Origin of the sequence: Cognataquiflexum nitidum, assembly GCF_022538055.1 — a bacterium.
GTDB lineage: Bacteria > Bacteroidota > Bacteroidia > Cytophagales > Cyclobacteriaceae > Cognataquiflexum > Cognataquiflexum nitidum.
In genome coordinates this window covers 98278-119693 of sequence record NZ_JAKZAM010000002.1, presented here as the reverse complement: position 1 = coordinate 119693, position 21416 = coordinate 98278, and the positions used below count along the sequence as shown (strand labels likewise).

At 39.0% G+C, this 21416-nt stretch carries 21 protein-coding genes; 15 read left to right on the top strand and 6 right to left on the bottom strand.

From position 1 onward, the window contains the following. The first annotated feature begins 38 nt into the window (after window positions 1–38). The 7 genes from MMU07_RS01720 (at window position 39) to MMU07_RS01690 (ending at window position 7568) form a co-directional block, all read left to right on the top strand. On the top strand, window positions 39–479 hold the full coding sequence (locus MMU07_RS01720) for a hypothetical protein (protein WP_241124104.1): 441 nt from the start codon (window positions 39–41) through the stop codon (window positions 477–479). 192 nt (window positions 480–671) lie between these two features. Next, window positions 672–1250: a hypothetical protein gene (locus tag MMU07_RS01715; RefSeq protein WP_241124103.1), complete on the top strand. Its 579-nt coding sequence runs from the start codon at window positions 672–674 to the stop codon at window positions 1248–1250. 343 nt (window positions 1251–1593) lie between these two features. Beyond that, entirely contained in the window at window positions 1594–1938 is a 345-nt protein-coding gene (locus tag MMU07_RS01710) for a DUF6984 family protein (protein ID WP_241124102.1), read from the top strand. Window positions 1939–2288: 350 nt separating this feature from the next. After that, window positions 2289–3518, top strand: a complete 1230-nt coding sequence (locus MMU07_RS01705) for a carboxypeptidase-like regulatory domain-containing protein (protein ID WP_241124101.1) — start codon at window positions 2289–2291, stop codon at window positions 3516–3518. Between the two features lie 417 nt (window positions 3519–3935). After that, window positions 3936–4535: a carboxymuconolactone decarboxylase family protein gene (locus tag MMU07_RS01700; protein WP_241124100.1), complete on the top strand. Its 600-nt coding sequence runs from the start codon at window positions 3936–3938 to the stop codon at window positions 4533–4535. Window positions 4536–5221: 686 nt separating this feature from the next. Beyond that, entirely contained in the window at window positions 5222–6244 is a 1023-nt protein-coding gene (locus MMU07_RS01695) for an ATP-grasp domain-containing protein (protein ID WP_241124099.1), read from the top strand. Between the two features lie 199 nt (window positions 6245–6443). After that, a complete protein-coding gene (locus MMU07_RS01690) occupies window positions 6444–7568 on the top strand; it encodes an MBL fold metallo-hydrolase (protein WP_241124098.1) in 1125 nt (374 codons plus the stop codon). A gap of 179 nt (window positions 7569–7747) precedes the next feature. Here MMU07_RS01690 and MMU07_RS01685 read toward each other — a convergent pair whose 3' ends face one another. The 3 genes from MMU07_RS01685 to MMU07_RS01675 form a co-directional block, all read right to left on the bottom strand. Further along, the gene (locus tag MMU07_RS01685) at window positions 7748–8746 is read right to left on the bottom strand and encodes a type II toxin-antitoxin system antitoxin SocA domain-containing protein (protein ID WP_241124097.1); all 999 of its coding nucleotides are present in this window, start codon (window positions 8744–8746) and stop codon (window positions 7748–7750) included. Beyond that, the gene (locus tag MMU07_RS01680) at window positions 8743–9108 is read right to left on the bottom strand and encodes a hypothetical protein (RefSeq protein WP_241124096.1); all 366 of its coding nucleotides are present in this window, start codon (window positions 9106–9108) and stop codon (window positions 8743–8745) included. The genes MMU07_RS01685 and MMU07_RS01680 overlap by 4 nt, the downstream gene beginning before the upstream one ends. 140 nt (window positions 9109–9248) lie before the next feature. Continuing rightward, window positions 9249–12518, bottom strand: coding sequence for a WD40/YVTN/BNR-like repeat-containing protein (locus MMU07_RS01675; protein WP_241124095.1), 3270 nt, complete (start codon window positions 12516–12518; stop codon window positions 9249–9251). 441 nt (window positions 12519–12959) lie between these two features. On the opposite strand from MMU07_RS01675, the gene MMU07_RS01670 reads away from it, so the two are divergent. From MMU07_RS01670 to MMU07_RS01635, 8 genes are all read left to right on the top strand, one after another. Next, entirely contained in the window at window positions 12960–13439 is a 480-nt protein-coding gene (locus MMU07_RS01670; RefSeq protein ID WP_241124094.1) for a hypothetical protein, read from the top strand. A gap of 117 nt (window positions 13440–13556) precedes the next feature. Next, on the top strand, window positions 13557–13943 hold the full coding sequence (locus tag MMU07_RS01665; protein WP_241124093.1) for a hypothetical protein: 387 nt from the start codon (window positions 13557–13559) through the stop codon (window positions 13941–13943). A gap of 288 nt (window positions 13944–14231) precedes the next feature. Beyond that, the gene (locus MMU07_RS01660) at window positions 14232–14768 is read left to right on the top strand and encodes a DUF2975 domain-containing protein (RefSeq protein WP_241124092.1); all 537 of its coding nucleotides are present in this window, start codon (window positions 14232–14234) and stop codon (window positions 14766–14768) included. A gap of 3 nt (window positions 14769–14771) precedes the next feature. Continuing rightward, window positions 14772–14981 (top strand): helix-turn-helix domain-containing protein, encoded by a 210-nt coding sequence (locus tag MMU07_RS01655; protein ID WP_241124091.1) that lies wholly within the window; start codon window positions 14772–14774, stop codon window positions 14979–14981. Window positions 14982–15041: 60 nt separating this feature from the next. Beyond that, entirely contained in the window at window positions 15042–15476 is a 435-nt protein-coding gene (locus tag MMU07_RS01650) for a hypothetical protein (protein ID WP_241124090.1), read from the top strand. 235 nt (window positions 15477–15711) lie between these two features. Continuing rightward, entirely contained in the window at window positions 15712–16617 is a 906-nt protein-coding gene (locus MMU07_RS01645; RefSeq protein WP_241124089.1) for a class I SAM-dependent methyltransferase, read from the top strand. Between the two features lie 207 nt (window positions 16618–16824). After that, entirely contained in the window at window positions 16825–18081 is a 1257-nt protein-coding gene (locus MMU07_RS01640) for an AAA family ATPase (RefSeq protein WP_241124088.1), read from the top strand. Continuing rightward, window positions 18074–18628 carry an RloB family protein gene (locus tag MMU07_RS01635; RefSeq protein WP_241124087.1) on the top strand — a complete coding sequence of 185 codons (555 nt, stop codon included), beginning with the start codon at window positions 18074–18076 and terminating at the stop codon, window positions 18626–18628. Before MMU07_RS01640 ends, MMU07_RS01635 begins: the two co-directional genes overlap by 8 nt. 79 nt (window positions 18629–18707) lie before the next feature. Here the strand turns inward: MMU07_RS01635 and ggt are convergent, their stop codons facing one another. From ggt to MMU07_RS01625, 3 genes are read right to left on the bottom strand one after another with little or no spacing between them, the layout of a single operon-like run. Beyond that, window positions 18708–20405, bottom strand: a complete 1698-nt coding sequence (gene ggt, locus MMU07_RS01630) for a gamma-glutamyltransferase (RefSeq protein ID WP_241124086.1) — start codon at window positions 20403–20405, stop codon at window positions 18708–18710. A gap of 38 nt (window positions 20406–20443) precedes the next feature. Then, entirely contained in the window at window positions 20444–20554 is a 111-nt protein-coding gene (locus MMU07_RS21805) for a HepT-like ribonuclease domain-containing protein (RefSeq protein WP_418884498.1), read from the bottom strand. A 19-nt stretch (window positions 20555–20573) separates the two neighbouring features. Further along, window positions 20574–21365 (bottom strand): sterol desaturase family protein, encoded by a 792-nt coding sequence (locus tag MMU07_RS01625; protein ID WP_241124085.1) that lies wholly within the window; start codon window positions 21363–21365, stop codon window positions 20574–20576. Between the last annotated feature and the right edge of the window lie 51 nt (window positions 21366–21416).

Genomic DNA, 21416 nt, shown 5'->3' with positions numbered 1-21416 from the left:
AGCGAATAATTCACCAACCGAAATATAAGGTGGTCGAGATGATAAAAACTTTATCAACGGAAGAGGATAGGATTTGGCCAACAGAAAAATGGCCAGCTATGAAATTTAGGGAAGGACTAAAAATTGGAGCGAAAGGAGGACACGGCCCAATAAGATATTTGGTGGAAACGTATCATCCAAGTGAAGTAATTCAGTTTCGATTTTTAAAACCCAATGGATTTAATGGAATTCATAAATTTGAGTTAAGAGACCTGACCGATAAAAAAACTGAAATCAAGCATACTATTGATATGAATACTGTAGGTGAAGGAACTCTAAGTTGGATTTTAGGAATTCGTTCTCTACACAATGCCTTAATTGAAGACGCATTTGATAAGCTTGAAAATAATTTTTCTGAAAATAAAAAAACAACGACCTGGAATTTTTGGGTGAGATTTTTAAGAAAACAAATTGAAAAAAAATACAATCAAACCGGATAACATCCATTTCATTTAAATCCCCATCTTGGGCGTAGTCAAGCGCCAAATGCTGCGACTGGGTGGGATTTGTAATTCCACCCTTTTATCCTTCCATCCACGATAGCAATAGGGATGCAATTGGAATTCCCAAATTCAATCCCAATTGAACTATGTTTCTTAGAATCTATTGCTGGAATTTAAATTTTAAGACCTATGAAGATTTTGGTTAGCCTACTTGCGATTCTTGTCCTTTTCTCTTGTAATTCTAAAGATGAAAAAAACGACTTGAATTTAATCCTTAACGAAGGTAAGGAATTGATCGAGCATGAAAATCGCAATGAAAATCGAGATACTATATTTTATTATTATCAAACGGATCACTCTGTGGTGGATTTTGACACTTTAATATCTGACACTCATTACTACATGAAATTTTATTGTTTGAATGACAGCTTGGTGTTTAATGAAACATTCTCAGATAAAAGAAGTGAAAACAAGAACTTAATTGAGATTGCTGTCGCCCACAATTATGTTGCTGATTTTGTAATTCAGCGGGATGGTTATGAATTTCCTTCTCGCCTTACAAAATACGACCTCAAAGACAGTTTATCCGATGACTTTATAAAAATTGCCTCAATCTGGAAAAACGAATTTGAATATGTATTTGAAAATAAACCAGTTTTTCGTGCGACTATTGCCCAACCCGATACAGGCTATCAATATTCAGTTTTATATACAGTTTCCAAAAACAACCAAATAGAAATAATTCGGGTAGACGATGAGAATAATTAGAATTAACCGCCTATGACCGGATGTTATTTGTAATTCCACCCCTGCTTTTAATCAAAAGTCCCCACTAGGTGTAGATTAGCGATTGATTTTGGACTGGGTGAATTTGTAATTCCACCCTTTTATCATTACCAATTTACAATTGGATTTCTCTCTTAGTGCACAGGAATTTTGCCAACAACTTTCCAATTCAATTTCCAGCTTTTATTTCAATCCCATCAATGTGGTATACAGAAATATGATGATAGTCTGAAACCAAATACAACTAAATTCCTTAATTTTAAAGGGACCGAAAAGAGATCCATAAAAAAACAGCAGGGACTTATTTAAATGTCAGTCGAACTTTATGACAACCACAAAATGCAGATATATCAAACAAGAGGAAAAGGTTTTGATCACCTTTATGCTGGAAGTTGCTAATTTCAAGGATAGAATTTCCTCAATTCCTGAGGTAGTTTATGAATTAGATGATGGAGGAATGGGCACTATTAAATTCACAAATAACAGAGAGAGAATTTATTGTGGCGACATATTAAAAGTAAATTACGTTGACTCGGATAAAATTCCTGTAATTATTGCGTTGACTTTTGATGATAGAGGTGATTTATTCGAATTGGATTTTTGGAAAGTGAATTTTGAAAAACTACTCAGCTATCCTGAGCCGCATGAAATTGTAATATCTCAAGATTGATGATGGAATTTGTATTAAATATACCCCGCTAATTGTAGAATAACGTTTGGTCTGGACTAGGTGGATTCCGTACAGCTTCGGAAGTAATTCCACCCAAACTGCACAAAGCCTGGGACGTAAGCGGTCATTGCAAAGACACCCCCCATCTGAGTGTAGTATAGCATCTGATGCTACGGCTGGGTGGGATTTGCCTACCCTGCATCTGGCCCAAGGCTAATTCCGATAGCTATCGGAACCAAAGGGATCATTTCTAAAAGCCTTGTCCTACCCTTTTATCCTTCCATCCAACATATACAATTACATTTACAAAAGACAGTAAGTTAAATTCCTTTTCTCTTAAAACCTTAAGTATGCATTTGAAATTTGATTTAAGAAAAACCAAAACTTTCATGTTTCTTGTTCTTTCAATCTTCACCTCATCATTGTATGGTCAGAGTATCTCTGGTTCGTTGATAGATATGAATTCTGGGGAGCCTATTTCGTTTGCCTATATTTTGGCAAGTCAGAGTAAGAAGGCAACAATCAGTAATGAAAACGGTGATTTTGAGATCTCTGGCTTATCAATTGGTCAAGACACCCTTATAATTAGTCATTTAGCCTATTATACGATCAAAAGGCCGATCTCTGTAGAACCTATTATGACCATACATCTTGATCCAAGAGAAATAGTCCTTGATGAAATATCGGTAACAGACGTGCCGGTTCAAGATATAGCATTATGTGTGCTGAATGTTCTGAAAAATAGCTCTATTGAATATGGTAAGGCATTTTATAGGCAAACTGCCTCTATTGATTCTAAAGCTACAGAATGGATCGAGGCATTTTACGATATAGCTTATTCGGCAAATGGTATCGATAAATTAAAAATAGACCAAGCACGCTTTGCAAGAATAAGATATGATTCGACAAATCTATTCATGTCTTTCACAAATTTTTCATACCTAACAGTTGCAAATAGTATCTATTCGGCAGTAACCGGAAATGATCACTCCCGGATTGCAAAACCTTTTGGTGAACACTTTTTTAAAGACTATGATTTTTATTTAGACAAGCAATATACCTTAGATTCTAATCGCTACGTTGTGATAGAATTTCAGCCAAGTTCCAAATTAGTTAATCCCATTTTTTCTTTTGGGAAGTTCGTTTTTAATGTGACTCAGAATAAACTCCTGCAATATACTGCCGAAATAAATCATGCCTTAGGCACAGATGAATTTACCGCTGACTCGAGGAAAGATATAGAACTTAAAAATCCGAAACATTTTTTTCAATTTAATTTTTCTGAGATTTCTGGGAATATAGATGCTATACAAGTGGATTACTCGTATGATTTAATTTATAACGGAAAAGTGCTACCATCACGAGTTTCATCCAAGTTTCTGGTGTATCAACTATTGGATAAAGAACCAAAAGGTCTTCGCTCCGCAGGTTTGGAATTAGAGGATGTATCCAATTTTGAAAACGCGAAGTACAAGCCTAAGTTTTGGATGAATAATCCCGTCATCAAAAGAACGATCGAAGAGGAGGCAATTATCGCCTCATTTGATAAAAATAATGCATTCGGTACCTATTTTAAATAAATTTCTATGATTGATAAAATATTAATTGTCGTATTATTCTTTGTATATATCAACACCCAAGGCTACGCTGAAGATTTATAAAAGCCATGTATTGATAGCTTAAAATCGATTTCCATGCCCCATCTGAGTGTAATATAACGTCTGATGCTACGATTGGGTGAAATTTACCTACCCTACACCTGGCCCAAGGCAAATTCCGATAGCTATCGGAACCATAGGGATCATTTCTAAAAGCCTTGTCCTACCCTTTTATCCTTCCATCCACGATAGCAATCGGGATGCAATTGGACTATTCATCCAAATGCTATAAAAAGGAAATTCACCCCATCTCCATTCCAAAGAAATGGGTTTATATTTAATAGGAGGTTTTTAGAAAAAAGACCTTCTTTGCTTTTTTTATCAATTGAAATTCTAATTATGAAAAGACCATTAGTACTCCCCTCCACAGAAAAAGAAGACAAGGATTTCCAGGATTTGATCCGGTTTTTTAATGAAACATTGGGTTTTTGCCCTAACAGTGTGAAAACGATGTATCACCGACCTTCCATTGCTTACGCTTTCATTGCTCTCAACAAGGCCGTGATGGAAAATAAGGGCAGGGTGACAAGTTCACTGAAAAGGCTGATCGGATACATCAGCAGCAATGTGGCAGGATGCAGGTATTGTCAGGCCCATACCATCAGGGCTGCGGAGCGGTATGGTGCGGATGAGCAAAAGCTGGCAAACATTTGGGAGTTTAGGACAAATGATGCGTTTTCGGAAGCGGAACGGGCGGCACTGGAATTTGCATTTGCAAGTTCGGTCATACCAAATGCAGTGGATGATGCAGTTGCCGAAAAACTGAGGTTGTATTGGGATGAAGGTGAGATTGTGGAAATTCTTGGCGTGATAGCGCTTTTTGGATTTTTGAACAGATGGAATGATTCCATGGGTACCGAACTTGAAAAGGAAGCTATAGAATCCGGTGATAAGCATTTAAAAGAGAATGGCTGGACGGTGGGGAAGCATCAATATTGAAAAAGTATCCGCAATGTTGCACGTTGGGCTTGAAGACTTTATCGGATGCGGATACTTGTCCACGGACCACAGTCCACTGTCCACAGAACCGCTTATTGTTCCTCAACAATTATTTGTTTGGATACGTGCAATGAAGCGGATACACACAAAAACTTCTGGCTTTCCAGATGATTGCAGGCACCAAAATTAACTTTAAAGAGATTCTTTTGTTTATTGGTAATCTATCTCTTTTTTTGCAGTTACGCGCCACCCCTACTCATTTTCAAACCCATCAAACCGCCTTAAATTCCTGTGCAAGTTCATAAGGAATTAATTTTCTTTGCTGCTCCCCTATCCAGAGACTTCATGAGGTCTTCTTCCTACAATTTCATTTGGACTGGTTTTTGAGAATTGATTTGCGACTCTTTTTGAATTTTGCATTTCTTCCAAACAATTTAACCTTGGGTTAAATGGACATTTGACTTAACCTCCTAATCTTTCTTAAAGGAAGGGTAAGTACATTTGGCTTTATTTTAAAATTATCGTAGCCAAACGATCAAAAAAGGCGAATGATAAACCCAGAAGCAACCGCTTAAATGAAAGTAGAAAAAAACGTTTATTCAATTTTAATTCCTGATGGTGAGGGTTCCTCCTTACAAAACGTGCTTTATTGTGTCTCTCACTTAAAAAATATTCGCCTTTTTGTCATGTCTACAAAAAGGAATCATCATTTGCGCTATTCACGACATGTGTTTCGCTTTTTATATTTTCCACAAAAAAGCAATGTTCTAGATTGGATTGAGGACATTAACAACGTGGTGGAAGAATATGGCATAGACGTCATTATGCCAATATGGGATAGAGGTATCAAAAAACTCATCGAACATAAAAGTCTTTTACAAAGCGATAAACTGATCCCCTTACCATCTTTAGATAATTATATAGTCGCGGCAAATAAGGGCTTGTTAGCCAAACACATTCAGGAGATAGGGATAGCAGGACCCAGGACCGTTCGGCTATCTTTAGATATAATCCAAAAAAGAGAGCAGTTAACTTTAGGCTTTCCAATTTTAGCCAAACCGCTTAAATCAGGAAACGGAAGGGGCATAGTGAAATTCGAAAACCAAGATGCCTTGGCAAAGCATTTTGAATCCATTGGACTCAGGGAGGAATATATCCTCCAAGAATTTAAGAGAGGAGTTGATTATTGCTGCAATCTGTTATGCTACGAAGGTGATATTTTGGCATACACGATTCAAAAAGGAACTTTTTGGGATTCCAAACCCTTCACCGCCCAAGTGGGAATGGACTTCGTCTACAATGAACCCTTGTATCAAATGATGAAAAATTTGATGAAATCACTTCATTGGTCCGGTGTTGCCAATATTGATTTGCTCTTTGATTCTGAGGCAGAGGTGTTTTATGTGTTGGAAATTAATCCTAGGTTTTGGAATTCATTAACAGCCTCCCTCATGGCCGGAGTAAATTTCCCTCAACTGTTGATACAACTGACGGTTGACAAAAATATTGAACCTCATGCCTACAAGCAGTTCAGTTATGTCAATTTGCATGGGCTAAACCAGGTTTATAAAAAAGACAAAGCTTTACTTTTCAAGACGGGATTTATATGGAAAAACACTCCTTTGCGTTACAAAATTGATGACCCAATCCCCATTGTTTATAAGTTCTTAAGAGGAATCAAACAAGGAATATTTGGAAAAAGTATTTGAAGGATTCGGCTTCGAATACCATTCTCCAAACTCAATCACCAAAGTAACCATTCAATGTCGTTTTTTTGAGGAGATTCGATAAACTTTTCCAAAGTTCGGAATGGATGTTTTAAGATTTTCTTGGTCTGGTCCCAACTTTGGAAAAGGTTTGTATAATGCAAAAGCTTATCTAAACGACATTGAGTAAACATTTATAAAAATGAAGAAAATATTGAAAATAGTACTCTGGACCTTAGCCATTATTCTGATGGTTGCAGGGAGTTTGGCATATTATGTAAGTAAACAAATGGGCAGTTTGGATTCCTTGGAAGACCGCAAGGCAAGATTCTCCAGGTTGGCATATTATGATGCAGATACCGATCAGTTTATAAGTCCGGAGACATTGCCCTATTACCCGGAACAGACCACAGGAGGCGATTCAGGTCCTGCACGGTTTTTTAAAACTTCCCCAAATGCACCGGGTTTTTCATTACCCAAAAAGATGATTACCAAAAGTGATTTTTCAGAAACCCCTTCTGATTTTGCTGCCTATTGGTTGGGTCACTCCACATTTATCCTTGAGCTTGACGGGAAGCGGATCTTATTCGATCCTGTGTTCGAAAATGGAGGCCCCCTACCCTTTATTTTGAGAAGGTTTGATGTGTCTCCCATCAAAAGAGAGGAACTGCCCGAGATTGATTTGGTGGTCATTACCCACGATCATTACGATCATTTGGAAGCTGCTACCATAAGATTTCTGGCATCTAGAAACACGAAATTTATAGTACCGTTGGGTGTAGGCAGCAGATTGGAAAGTTGGGGTATTCAGAAAAACAACATCAGCGAGTTGGGTTGGCATGATGCCAAGACTGTTGGTTCGTTGCAAATCACTGCCCTTCCGGGGATCCACTACACTAGCCGGAGTTTTGATGATAGGAATAAAACCCTTTGGGCTTCTTTTGCCATTAAGGGAGATGAGAAAAACCTGTTTGTAAGTGGCGATACCGGCTACGGCTCACACCTGAAAGACATAGGAGAAAAATATGGTCCTTTCGACCTGGCTTTTGTGGAGATAGATGGCTGGAACAAAGGATGGCCCTTGACCCACCTCTTCCCGGATCAGGCAGTTCAGTTATGTCAGGAAATCAATACACAACTCATGTTTCCCATACATTGGGGCGTTTTTGATTTGGCAATGCACCCCTGGGATGAATCAATCAAAATGGTAGCTGACATGGCAGCAGAAAAAAACATCGAACTGGTGACACCCCTTATGGGCGAGAAAGTTATACCCGGTTCTAGCCCAACCAATAAGTGGTGGGAAATAAAAAACAGGGACAGATAGCTTGTTGCTTGCCCCTGTTTTTTTTAGCTAAGGTCAATATTTTCGCTTAACTCCTTCTAATTTCAAATTGGATTTTTAATCAAGTAAGACAAGCCGAAATTTGAACGCTTCTATTCGGAAGTTTCTCAAACAGCAGTTGAAACCAATACCAATCTTTCAATTCCAATTTTCCAAACCCATCATACCGCCTTAAGTTCTAGTGCATATTCATAGGAAATAAATTGTTTGCCATGAACATTCTCCAACCAACCTTTTTCAAGATGACTGGTATCAACTATCCCATTGGTGGAAACATCTTTGAACTGGGTCTTTATTTTTTCAAGCGTTTCTAATTCTTCTTTTGAAAAGATTTCTGGATTGAAAAGTCTATCTTTTCTTCCCACCAGTTTTTCTATCCTTATTCCATCAGGCTTATCTTCATATTTAATGTCTATAACATCGTCTTCTGATAGGTTTTCAAAAATTGTTTCAAACATATTAGGTACAGGACCATAGTTTATTGCCTTATACTTTAATCCGCTTATAGAATTTCCAAAATATTTGAAGTAAGAGAAATCTGCATAAAATAACAGCTTATTCATCTTCGTCTTGAAGCAAGGAACCTCGTGTGAAAAAAACACTATCATTTCAACTAGTTTCTCTAGGTTTGGCTTAGTGTAGCCTGTTAAAACAGAAGCTTCCCCATCTCCCAGCAGATAATTATCAAGGTTAATTAGTTTTAATTTTTCTGATGAAATCAATCGATCTATTCTCTTTACCAGTTCGGCTTTAGTATTGTCAGATTTAGGATTCCAATCCTCTACCAAGGCCTTAAACTTATATGGATCCCGAGCCAGTTTAATTAAGTTTGCATTTGCCAAGGAAGGAAGTTCCCCTTTCTCATAAAGTCCGTATGTGTTTTGACCGAAACCCATAATTTCTCCCATCCTGATAGCGGATAAACCATACTTTTCTCTTATTTCAATAAACTCTTCGCGCTGAGGAATGTGTTTTTTTGCTCTGTAGGCATGTTCTACCATTAATAGATTAAATTCATCTAATTCTGTTGTCGTGAATTTTTCTCCGGTTTCCTCACACAGATAAAATTGAAATCTTATTCTGATTTCCTCCTTCCGAAAAGTAACAGTTCGTGCTTCATGCTTTAATGGCATTTCTTTGCCAGTTAATGGACTTTTCATAAAATCGCTGTTTTAAAAGGGTATTTTATTTTTCGCTCGGCAAAATGAAAAGAAATGCATAGAACATTTGATCCCGGTATTCCTTTAGTAATCTTAATGTAGATTTCCTGCCCTTTTACAATTTTCCCAAAGACCCACATTTCTTTGGTGCCGTACATTTCTTCCGGTTTAGGACCTTCTGCATAATCTTCAGCAATTAATTCTTCTAGAATTTGCTCACGATCCTTAGGACGGATATCAAGTTGGGTGAGGGTCTCAAAGTTTTTTCCTCTGTCATCCAAGAAGATCACTCCCCAAAACTTCATTTTTATCTTAAAATCCTTTAAGAATTCATCGACTTTTTCTTTGGATGTTTTTTGCAAAGGTATCACGATAAAGTTTTAAAAAACAAATTTTTTAAATAAAATTAACCTTTAAAGTGTATTTTATAAAAAACAGGGTCAAGTAGTATTTCACTTGCCCCTGTTTTTTTTTGCTAAGTTCAATATTTTGGCCTTGTCCTTTAATCCATTTTTCTATTTGGCGTATAAGGTGCTCCTGCTTTTTCCAGCTTTACCTCAAAGTCCGCCAATTCATTATAAAAGGCTGAAGCATCTTTCAAATATTGATCAAACTCACTTTGTGCGATTTCAATATTCCGTATGTGGGTGGCTGTTGGAGGCTCAGTAGTATTCCAATGTCCATAAATCACCGCTCCTACCCTACTCATGATGGAAGGGGAAGTGGACTCATCCTTGCTTTGAAGCACTCTGTCTCCAAATAGTACAGTTCTCAGGTTAAATAAAGAGGCATTCAGTGCGGTCAATTGTGTAAATAAATCAGGAGATGCATTTGGAGTTTTTGTCAATGCCGCTTTGATATAGCGAAGCTTATCACCGGCCTCACTCAATTGGCTGGCAGCACTTGAGGTCCTTCGGGAAAGATCACTGGTTTGCTTTTTAAAAGCCGCCATCGCCTCATAATCATCACTTGTCGGATGAACAGGTTTCACCATAAACTCCTTCGCGTCTCCTTGAAGTTCCAGTTTTCCATTTTTTATGACATAGAGCTCGACACTGTATTTCCCGGGCGCTACCAAAGGTCCCTGCGGATCGCTTACCCAAGGTGGTTGGAAGGCGGGAACGCTGAGTTCGATAGGATCGGGCGGAGACAGTCTCAGATCCCAACCTACCCGATGCAAGCCTGTTTTCGCTACCCCTTCGATCCAACGTATGGCCTCCCTGTTTTTATCCCGTACCAAAAGCATGACACTTGGTTCCTCTTCGATAGACTCTCCCCTCAGTTGATCCCAACCGGGAAAAGGAATGCTGGCTTTTTGCTCGTTGAGCTTCTTCTCCGATTCTTTCCGCACAGCTTTTTCTGTTTTGGGAAGGTCATTTATGAAATAGGTAAATACTGCGCCGAAAGGTGGGTTATCGCTTACAAAACTGGTAGATCCCTGAGAAGGCATTCCTTTGGCCTGCATGGGTTCGTTAGGGACATACCACCAAGCATCCCTCACAGGCAAGACGATATTTGAATTGGCATTGGCCAATTTGTTGATCTCCCTCAAAGGAGAATAATCATCCAAAACATAAATCCCGCGCCCAAAACTTGCCCCTACCAAATCATTGTCTCCGGCATGTAGCGCAAGATCCCTGAAAGGAATGGTGGGAACGCCTGCATTCAGCTTGGTCCAATTGACACCTTTATTCACAGAAAAATAAATCCCGTACTCCGTTCCGATGAAAAGCAAGTTTTCATCTACATGGTCCTGTTTGATCACCCAAACAAGCGTATTGACAGGCAAGTCTCCCGCAATAGAGCGCCAGGTTTTTCCTTTGTCTGTACTGATGAAAACATAAGAAGCATAATCTCCCAATTGGTGCGCATCGGCTGCGGCAAATACTGTGTTGACATCATGGGAAGAGGCTTCGATATTATTGATGGATGTCAGTGCCGGAACCTTGGGCAGGCTTCCACTTTTCCTCCAGTTTTGCCCATCATCTTCGGTCACATGGATCAGGCCATCATCCGAGCCGGCATAGAGTAATCCTGCTTGCAGGGTTGATTCCGAAATTGTGGTCAGAGTGGCAAATTTCGACATGGCACCGTTGTCATACAATGCGTCAATACTTGGTACACGGCCCATCATTTCCATTTCATACCTGCCGAGGTTGGTGGTCAGGTCACCGCTGATCGCCTTCCATGAATTACCGCGGTCGGTACTTTTCCAAACCCTTTGCGATCCAAAATAGAGTGTTTTATGGTCATGGGGGCTTACCTGAATTGGGCTATCCCAGTTCCATCTTTCGGGAGGGTCATTAGGTTCCGGTTGTGGCTGAATATTTAATATTTCTAGGGTGGTTCTATTGTGACGGTGTAATTCGCCCTGTTGAATTTCCATATACACAATATTGGGATCTTTGGGATCGAAAGCGACATCATAGCCATCGGCCCCCAAGGGGACGTACCAGTCCTGATTTCGCACACCCTCTACATTGGTCGTTCGAGAGGGACCTAGCAAAGTTCCAAGGTCTTGCGCTCCCACTACCACATTATAAAACGGTTCTGCATTATCTAGTCCTACCTTATAAAATTGTGAGACAGGCAGGTTAGGGAAGTGACGCCAGGTAACTCCTTCATCAAAGGACTCATACAAACCTCCGTCTGTTCCCACTATCAAATGCTGTCCATTGGCAGGGTTAATCCACAACGCGTGGTTGTCGCTGTGTTTCGTTCTTCCGGTTTCGGCATAATCGAATGTCTTTCCACCATCGCGGGTTACATTTATAAAAACATCCATCTGGTAAACCAGGTCCGGATTGGTGGGTGAAGCTTCAATCTCCTGATAATAGTGAGGCCCGGTTCCCCCAGAAATATAACTGTTGCGCTTTTCCCAGCTTTCGCCTTTATCTGTGGAGCGGTAGAATCCCTTATTTGCATTGTCTGCTTCTATGGTCGCATATACTACTTGTGGATTGGCTGGAGTCACTGCCAACCCTATTTTTCCCATGTCGCCTTGAGGCAATCCTGCATTAATCCTTCTCCAGGATTCGCCACCATCCAAGGATTTATAGATTCCGGACTTTGGACCTCCACCAAGTAGGGCCCAGGTTTTTCTTCTTCTTTGATAGGCTGCAGCATAGACGATGTCAGGATTTGAAGGGTCAAATTCCGCATCAGTGACTCCTGTATCTGCATCTATTTCAAGGACCAATTGCCAGGTCTTGCCCCCATCTTTGGTTCTATACAAGCCACGTTCGCCTCCCGATGACCACAATGGGCCTTCTGCTGCCACATATACCACCTCAGAATTTCTGGGGTCAATTAAAATTCTACTTATATGCTCTGACTTTTTCAATCCCATCTGCTGCCAGGTGGCACCTCCATCCATGCTTTTGTATATCCCATCTCCCCAACCTACATGCCGGCCACTCACATTCTCGCCTGTACCTACCCAGACCACTTCGGGATTATTGGGATCCAAAGCAACTGTACCAATGGAATAAGAGGCCTGGGCGTCAAAAACAGGTGTCCAAGTAGTTCCACTGTTGGTAGTTTTCCACAATCCCCCTGAGCCAACAGCAACATACCAAGTACTGCTATGGATTGGGTTGATGGCTATATCTGCAATTCTTCCACCCATTAAGGCAGGACCAATGCCTCTAAGCTGGAGTCCATTGGCCACCTTCGCGGCCATTTCCTTTTGATTGGATTGAGCCCGGATTGGAAAACTGTTTATGGAAAAGAAAAGAAGAGTTGTGAATAAAAGGCTAATGGTTTTTTGCATAACAGATTCGGTTTAATCGAAGAAAAAGGTACAAGAAAAATCAATTTCTCTTTAACCATTTACAAAAAAAGTCTTAAAAACTTCCAATCGGAGGTTTTTGCCTACCATTTCATTGTTTGCCGGGGTGAAATGCGGTTAGCCTACAGATTCAAATCATTCCCCTTTTACCCTTCCCTTCCCGGTTCCAAAAATGGATTTAAGTGAATTCTAAATACCTCCCTCTGATGCTAAAACTGAGTAGGATATATAATTCTAGCCAATTATCCCATCAAATTTTAATGTGATTTCATTCTGAAGGTGTTCAATCATTCTGAGCAAATTAAATCCACCACAAATAGAATTAACTCTTCTTTCCTATTTTTCAAAACTATTTGGAATTAAAAAATTCAGCGGTATATTTCGTTTAAAATACACCATAAATCCACCTAATTTAAATTCCTCATGAAAAAATCTATTTTCTTCCTTTTTTTATTCTTAAGCTTTGGCATTCATTCTTTTGGTCAAGTAGATTCAAATGTGCCATTCAATGAATGGAAAATCGTCACAGTGGTAGAATCAATTGTACCGATGGGAGTCGGTCGGTCTCGAATGATTGAAAACATGACCGATGTCAACACGGAGCAGTTCCGAACCACGAGAACCGATGGAAAGGCCTCTTCTCAAAGAGAGGTAAGCCGCAGTGAACTCAAAGTGAACAATTTTGACGAAGCCAAGCTGCTTAACTTTTTCAGCGGTGTTGGGATCAATTTCCAGAACATTGCCTCTAATGATGCCATGATCGGGGCAAGAATCATGGAGTTGGAATCTGAAGGCTTTTCTTTGACCTATGTGACAAGTGGCGTGGAAAGCCATGCCGGAGTCGAAGACGGTACGGGGCTATTTATTACAAGGATGTTCTTTAAGAGGACATTGGTCAAATAAATTTGAAAAGGTGTGTGGTTACATGTAATGTTTCGTAGGTTGAAATTATTTCCTCCGTTAGAGCCTGATCACAAAACTAAAAACGATTTAAAATTACCAAAAAAATCTGAGGCAAAAATGGATATAGAAAATATCAAGCAAGATGTAATTCATTCCGAAAGCGCCTCGCGTTTGTTTGAGTTGATGGTTGATCTAACAGAGGAGGTTTCCCGATACCATATTCTCCTTGTAAAAACGGAGGATATTGTAGGTAAAGCTGAGATCAAAGGAAAAATATCAGTACTTTCTACCCTTCAAAATATCATTGACAAACGACTTGAAGAGGTAAGGGCTACTGAAAAAGAAAATGAAAGAAAAGAGCTTCTTTCCAACCGACAGTTCAAATTAGCGGCTGAGGCTGTTTTGACAAAAGAAACCTTCGAAAAAATCAAAGAATATTCAATTATGAATTATAAGAAATTTAGGGACATCAAAGCTGAATTGAAGGCAAACAAAATAGAATAACGCCAAGGAAGGAGTCAAAACCATATTTTCTAAACGAGTCAATTCAAGATTTTTCCTATTCATTAAATTAAACTCGATTTAGCGACTTTGTAGGCTCCTTCCATAGGCTAAAATCAGTACCATGCCTTTTTTCGTTCCTAAACCGATCTCATGTAGGTTTGAATTTGAATGATCCAAATCTTTCAAATCACCCTATTCAATAATTATATTTTATTTAACAATACATATTTATTGTTTTTCAATAAATATGTATTTATGTTTGTGACATCAATTTAAACTTTAACAGTGATGTCAAAAAACAGCAACTTCGTATTTAAATTCCTGACTGTGGTGGCTTGGGTAATCTTCGTTGGCTTGTGCATAGAGGCCGGCGCATTGATTGTAAATTTTGTTTACAGTCTATTCAAACCTGAAATAATCGCCCACCTTTATGAAAAATTGGACCTAAGTGACATGTATAACCGCAGCAAATGGGCTTATTTCGGCATGTACTCCTTTATCATGGTCATCTCGGTTTTGAAAGCATACCTGTTTTATATCCTTATCAAACTGATCACCAAACTTGATCTGTCAAAGCCATTCAGCAGTTTTGTTTCCGAACAGATTTCACATATCAGTTCCCTCACTTTTTCCATAGGAATTTTGAGCTATATAGCACGGCAAACCGCCAAGAACTTGCTACATCGGGGTTATGAAATCGATCAACTCGATAGATTTTGGGTAGACAGTCAGGCTTTTATTTTGATGGCAGCGGTCATCTACGTCATTGCAACGATATTCAAGAAAGGAATTGAATTACAAAACGACCAAGACTTAACCGTATAAACCATGCCGATCATTGTGAATTTGGATGTAATAATGGCAAAGCGGAAAATGTCGCTCAATGAATTGTCAGAAAAAGTGGAACTGACTCTTTCCAATCTCTCGATCTTAAAAACCGGGAAAGCGAAAGCCATACGTTTCAGTACTTTGGAAGCAATCTGCCAAGCTTTGGACTGCCAACCGGGAGATATTTTGGAATTTGTCGAAGACAAATAAAATGTGACTACAGCTATTCAAAAGAGATTTTATCTGGGTTTCGATGAATACTAAATTTAGGTGAAAAGTATCATTAATAATATCATCGTTCGACTGACAGGGAAGCCAAGGATTTTGTTTTTGGTGGATAGCGTGGGGGCATTGCTCACCACGCTTTCCTTGTTTGTAGTCTTAAGAACTTTCTATGAATTATTCGGATTACCGGTTTCGGTTTTGACTTACCTATCTTTCATTTCTGCCGCTTTTTGTCTTTATTCTGCAGCTTGCTTTCTTTTCTTAAAAGGGAATTGGGTGCCGTTTATATGGGTAATTGGAATTGCCAACTCGCTCTATTGTGTCTTGACTTTGGGGCTTGTCCTCGTCTATTTTCCGCAACTTACAGCATTTGGCGTTGCGTACTTTTTGGGGGAAATAATGATAGTAGCTGTTCTTGTGTATATCGAGTTCCTCGTTGCGATGGCAATAATGAAAACAAGAACAAGTAAAAATCTCTAACAGCCAGACTGTCTTTCCTATAAATTCATTTTAGGTTCAATTAAATCAATCCAATTGCAAAATTTTTCTGTATTGGGTTGATAAATAGTATATTATAATAATTGGAAATACAGCCAAAAAATTTATCTTTAAGTAAAGTAAAACACCAGCATTCTTATTGGTATCGGTTCATTTTCGATGGATATCTGCATTTTTTGTTTCACACAATATTTGATCACGATTTTAGAATAATATCATGGCTGACCAAAAAGATTTAGATTTTACCTATACCACCATCGACGAAATCTTCCGGCTCAGCATGGGAGAAACAGGAGATTACAGCGGTGCCAAATATGATGGCGATTTTTCGATGACTTTGGAAGATGCCCAAAAAGCAAAGCACAAATTTATAGCTGACAGTCTCCACATCAAAAAAGGCAGCAAAGTCCTCGACATGGCCTGTGGTTGGGCGCCTTTTACCAGGTATATCACAGACGAACGAGGTGCTATAAGCATCGGTTTGACACTTTCGCAGGGTCAGGCAAATGCATGCCAAAAGAATGGCTATAATGTTTTGGTGAAAGATTGCCGGTATGTAAAGCCGGAGGACTTTGGGGTTTTTGACGCCATCGTCTGCATCGGAGGGTTAGAGCATTTCTGTACGGTGGAAGAATGGAAAGCGGGCAAGCAGGAGCAAGTGTATCGCGATTTTTTCCAAACGATTTATGATTTATTGCCGGTTGGGGGAAGGTTTTACATGCAGACCATGACATTCAGTAAGAATATGATCGATTTTGAAGAAATGGATGTGAATGCAGAAAAAGGATCGCCGGCGCATATCATGGCCTTGATGGTAAAGCAATTTCCCGGTTCATGGCTTCCCTATGGTCCCGAAATGGTGGTCAATTGTGCCCAACCCGGGTTTAAATTGATTTCCAAAAGCAGTGGAAGACTGGATTATATCGAAACCATTGCCCAATGGCGCAAAAAATTCAGAAAGTTTCATCTCAAAAAGTATTTACTCTATCTCTCGTTGCTTCCGAGGTATTTTACCGACAAAGAATTCAGGCACTTGGTTGAAGTTTTCAAAATAAGTCCAAACAAGGTCTGTTTTGAAAAGGAGGTCATGGATCATTTTCGGTTGGTGTTTGAGAAGGTGTAGGGTTTTATGATTTTTAGGATCTCTCGAATTTTCAATTCTTTAGGATCTCTAATACCGAAATGGTTGGAGATAATCTATCTTATTTTTTTCGATAAACTAATTACCAATCGAACACCATGAAATTTTTTTATATAGATCGTGAAATCAAATTGAATCAGTGATTTTAATTGATATATTTGAAATTATTTTACAAAAAAAGGAAATAAAATGATTCTTGAAATACGTATAAGTAACTTTTTCTCAATCAAGGATGAAATCTGCATTGACTTTCGTGGTGCAGGGATCAAATCAGCTAATGCAAGAGCTTTATGTGATAATGTATTCCGCTTCCAAAAAACCGATATCCTTAAGACTGTTATCATGTACGGCGCAAATGCTTCAGGCAAAAGCAATATTATAAAAGCAATTCGCTTTTGTAACGCCATGGTTTTTGAATCACATAAGCATAATGAAAACACTATTTTCAATTTTAAACCTTTCAAATTTGATGGTTTTGGAAACAAGCCAAGTAAATATTTTATTCGATTTATCTCAAATGGTATTGAATATGAGTATTCTTTTAGCCTGACCCCTACCCAGATAGTGGAAGAAAGCCTTTATTTTTATCCTAAAGGAAGAATAAAAGAAATTTTTACTAGAGATGAAAGTAAAGGCAAGGAGAAGAGTGAAATTTACACTTTTGGAGATGTTATGAAAAGACCTTTGGATGTAGCAGATAATACTTCTAATAAAAGTCTTTATATAAGCAGAGCAAGTCAAATGGATAGAGAAATACCAAAGGAAATATTTAATTATTTTCACAAAACCTTTATTCTTCAATATCTTGGATTCGGAAAGTCTGCTCTTGAAAATCTAAGCCATGAAAACAAACTACAACTGGTGGAAGCGCTGAAAATAGCAGATAGTGATATAGTGGATGTAAAGATTAAGTCTCTCAAACAGCCCGGAAAAAATGTAAATGCAAACCTTGACACTTTGACTTTGACAATAGAGGAAGTTGTTCAAGAAAGCTTGCATATAACTACCTACCATCGAAAAGATCCAGGAAAAGCATTCGATTTTCTTTCTGAGGAGTCTCAAGGAACAATCAAATTATTTTTTATCATGCTTACTATACTTGATGTGGTAAGAAATAATAAAATTCTTTTGATAGATGAAATAGAAGAAAGTTTGCACCCGAAAATCATAGAGTACATCTTCAATTTTTTCAAGGCAGGTGAAAATGCACAACTTTTATGCACCACACATAATACTAAGTTCCTGGATTTAAAAAAAATGAGAAAGGATCAAATCTATTTTGTCAATAAAAAAGAAGATGCATCCACTGAAGTGTACTCCCTATACGATTATAGTGATTTTAGGGATACTATGGATCTTGAAAAGGCCTACCTCCAAGGAAGGTTTGATGCTGTTCCTATTGTTAATGATTCTTTAGAAAACATCAAGCATATTTTGCATGAGTAAAAGAAACCGAGCAAAAGGAAAGCGAATTAATCCAACTTACTGGATTTTTTGTGAGGGACAAACTGAAGTTGCTTATATTTCATTCCTACGTTCAAAATATAGGCTGCCAATTGAAATCAATTCTAAAATTGGAGGATTAGATATTAATGAAAGTTTCATTCAGAAATCAAAACAAGGCAAGCCTGTTGATATAAAGGATAAGGATTTCCTGATGTATGACGGTGACACACCTGAAATTATTAAACAACTCCAAAAGATTTCTACGGCTACAATGATTGTATCCAATCCATCTATAGAACTTTGGTTTCTATATCATTATAAAGATCAAAAGGCAATTTTAAAAAGTTCAGATTGTACCAAAGAATTAAGCAATAGAAATAGAAAAGAATACAAAAAAGGGGTTATCGATGACAAATTAATGGTGAAGCTTAATGAAAATTGTAAAAAAGCTTGTGAAAGGGCTAAAAATTCCAATCACTATAAAAACCCTTCATCTAATCTTCATATTTTAATTGAAGAATTAGAGAAGATAAAAAAAGAAAAGTGAGCAAAAACAAGTTGTAAATAAATTTAATCAATTTTGGTCTTTGAATCGAGAAAATAAATTAAAATGATCCTAAAATCTCTCAATACCCCACCGCTGCCCCATCCTCACTCGACGAATCAGCAGCACCGATATATACTTTTAGCTTGGGATCATAGGTGATTCCCATCAGTACACCTAGGTTATTGACGGCACGGAGCTTGTGTCCCATCTGCTCCAAAGCATCACGGGTGTCAGGAGAAAGCAGGTGACTTTCATAGACCAACATATCGGGAAGCCATTGGTGGTGGATTTTCATGGCTTCGATGGCTTTGTCGATCCGCATATTGTATTCCAAGACATTGAGCACTGTCTGAAACACCGTATTGATAATCGTTCTTCCTCCCGGACTTCCGATGATCAGGTAGGGTTTGCCGTCTTTGGCTACAATGGTTGGTGTCATGCTTGACAACATCCGTTTTTCCGGGGCAATGAGATTGGGATTGGATCCGATCTGTCCACTGCTGTTGGTCACTCCGGCTTCAGGGTTGAAATCCCCCATTTCATTGTTGAAGATGAAACCAAGTTTGGAGGAACCCATCCCAACGCCATAGGAATTTTCGAGGGTATAGGTCAGGGAAACGGCATTGCCATCCTTGTCCACAACCGAAAAGTGTGTCGTACTGCTGCCATCATAGAGTTGTCCATACATCGATGAATCACTTGGTGAAGCCTTATGCATGTCAATATTCTCAAACCGTTTTTTGGCAAATTCCTTGGATATCAACCGATCCAAAGGGATCTCAGGATTGAAATCAGGATCACCCAAATGCTCCGCCCGATCGGCAAATGCCCTTCGCATCGCTTCAGCTACCAAATGCACATAAGCCGTGGAATTGAATTCGATTTTTTGGAGGTCTGCCTGTTCCATGAGATTCATCATCTCGATCAGGGCGACCCCACCCGAACTTGGAGGCGGCATGGAATAAATCTCGTAGCCATTGTAGGTTCCTTTGACAGGTTTTCGCTCAATGGCCGTATATTTTGCCAAATCTTCCTTGGTGATGATCCCTCCTTTTGCTTTCATGTAGGCTTCTATTTCTTCGGCAACTTCACCCTTATAGAATCCATCCTGACCTTTGTCGCGGATCAAAGCTAGGGTATTGGCCAAAGCAGGTTGCGTCCATATTTCACCCGGTTGGATGATCTCCCCTGCCGCATTGCGGAAATAATTGGTCATGATATCATAGGAATCGTCCCAATCTTCCATATCCAAAGCCACTTTGTACAATCCCCAAGTCATTGGAAAACCATTTTTGGCAAGGTCAACAGATGGCTGCACCAAGTCCGCCCAAGGCAATTTTCCGTATTTTTGGTGGGCGAGGTAAAGTCCGGCGACAGTCCCCGGCACGCCTACAGCCTTTAAGCCATTGTGGTTTGCATTTTCGATAAGGTTACCTGCGACATCCTGAAACATGTCAGGAGTTGCTTTGAGCGGCGCTTTTTCCCTAAAGTCAAATGTGGTAACATCGCCATCTGACTTCATAAAAACAATAAATCCTCCCCCACCGATATTGCCTGCCTCAGGATGGGTGACTGCCAATGCAAATGCTGTCGCAATACTCGCATCGATGGCATTTCCGCCCTTTTTCAAAATGTCGATTCCCGCTTCCGAAGCAAGGACATTGTCAGAGACGACCATACCGTTTTTGCCATAAGTCTGGGCATGGAGGAAGAATGGAGTAAAAAAGAGGCTGGCTAAACAGAGGATTTGGAGTATAATGGATTTGAAGTTTTTCATATTTGGGAAAGGCTATTTAGAATTTTCTTGAGCAACAGTTAAAACTCAGTTTCAAGGATAATTGTAACCATTGATTTCAATTTGGGCAAGGCTTTTTGGATGATTTCCCAAATAGCAGTCACTTTGATATTAAAATATTCATGGGAAATTAAAAAATAAAGCAGACAATCAATCTCTTAAAAATGGACTTCTGATCAAATACCAGAAAGTCTGCTTTCTTTCTTCATCAAATTCAGCCAATCCCAGTTTGACCTGCTCAGCAAGCTTGTACTTATAAGTTCCGAAAATCCTGTCCCAAAGGATAAAAATATCTGCAAAGTTGGAGTCGGTATAATGTTGATCCTGATCGTGGTGGATTTTGTGGAGATTAGGTGTGGTGATGACCAATCCCATGGTTTTGTCCAACCATGCAGGGAACTTTAGATTAGAATGCTCAATGACCAAAAAAGGAGTCAAGACCAAAAAATAAGCCCCTATGGTAAACAGATCCAATCCGAAAATGGCCGACATCAGAATGGGTGCACTTCCAAACCAAAACAATACCTCAATCGGATGGGATCGGAAGTAATTGGATGAGTCCATGGTAGTATCACTGTGGTGAACCCTGTGAAACCTCCACAGTACAGTAGAAAGATGCGACAACCTATGAAACCAATATGTACCCAAATCCAAAATCAAAATACCTAAAATCAACTTCAGCCAAAGGGGAACTTCAAGCATATAAAACAATCCTATTTCATTTTGATTGAGCCATTGGATACAGAAAACAAAGAAACCAGCCCAAAATAGGTTGCCGATCAGGAATACCACCTGAAACAGGAAACTGTGCCAAAAATGCCGGCCTCTTTCTTTAAATGGAAATTGTGTGCTGAGTACATGTTCCAAAGTAAAAAACAGTGCTATCAATCCGACTGCGATGTAATTGATGTCAATGCTAAGGAGGTATTCGAGGGTTTCCATGTTATTTCTTAAATGATAATTTTCTTTTGTTAGGAGTTTGGATATTAGTGG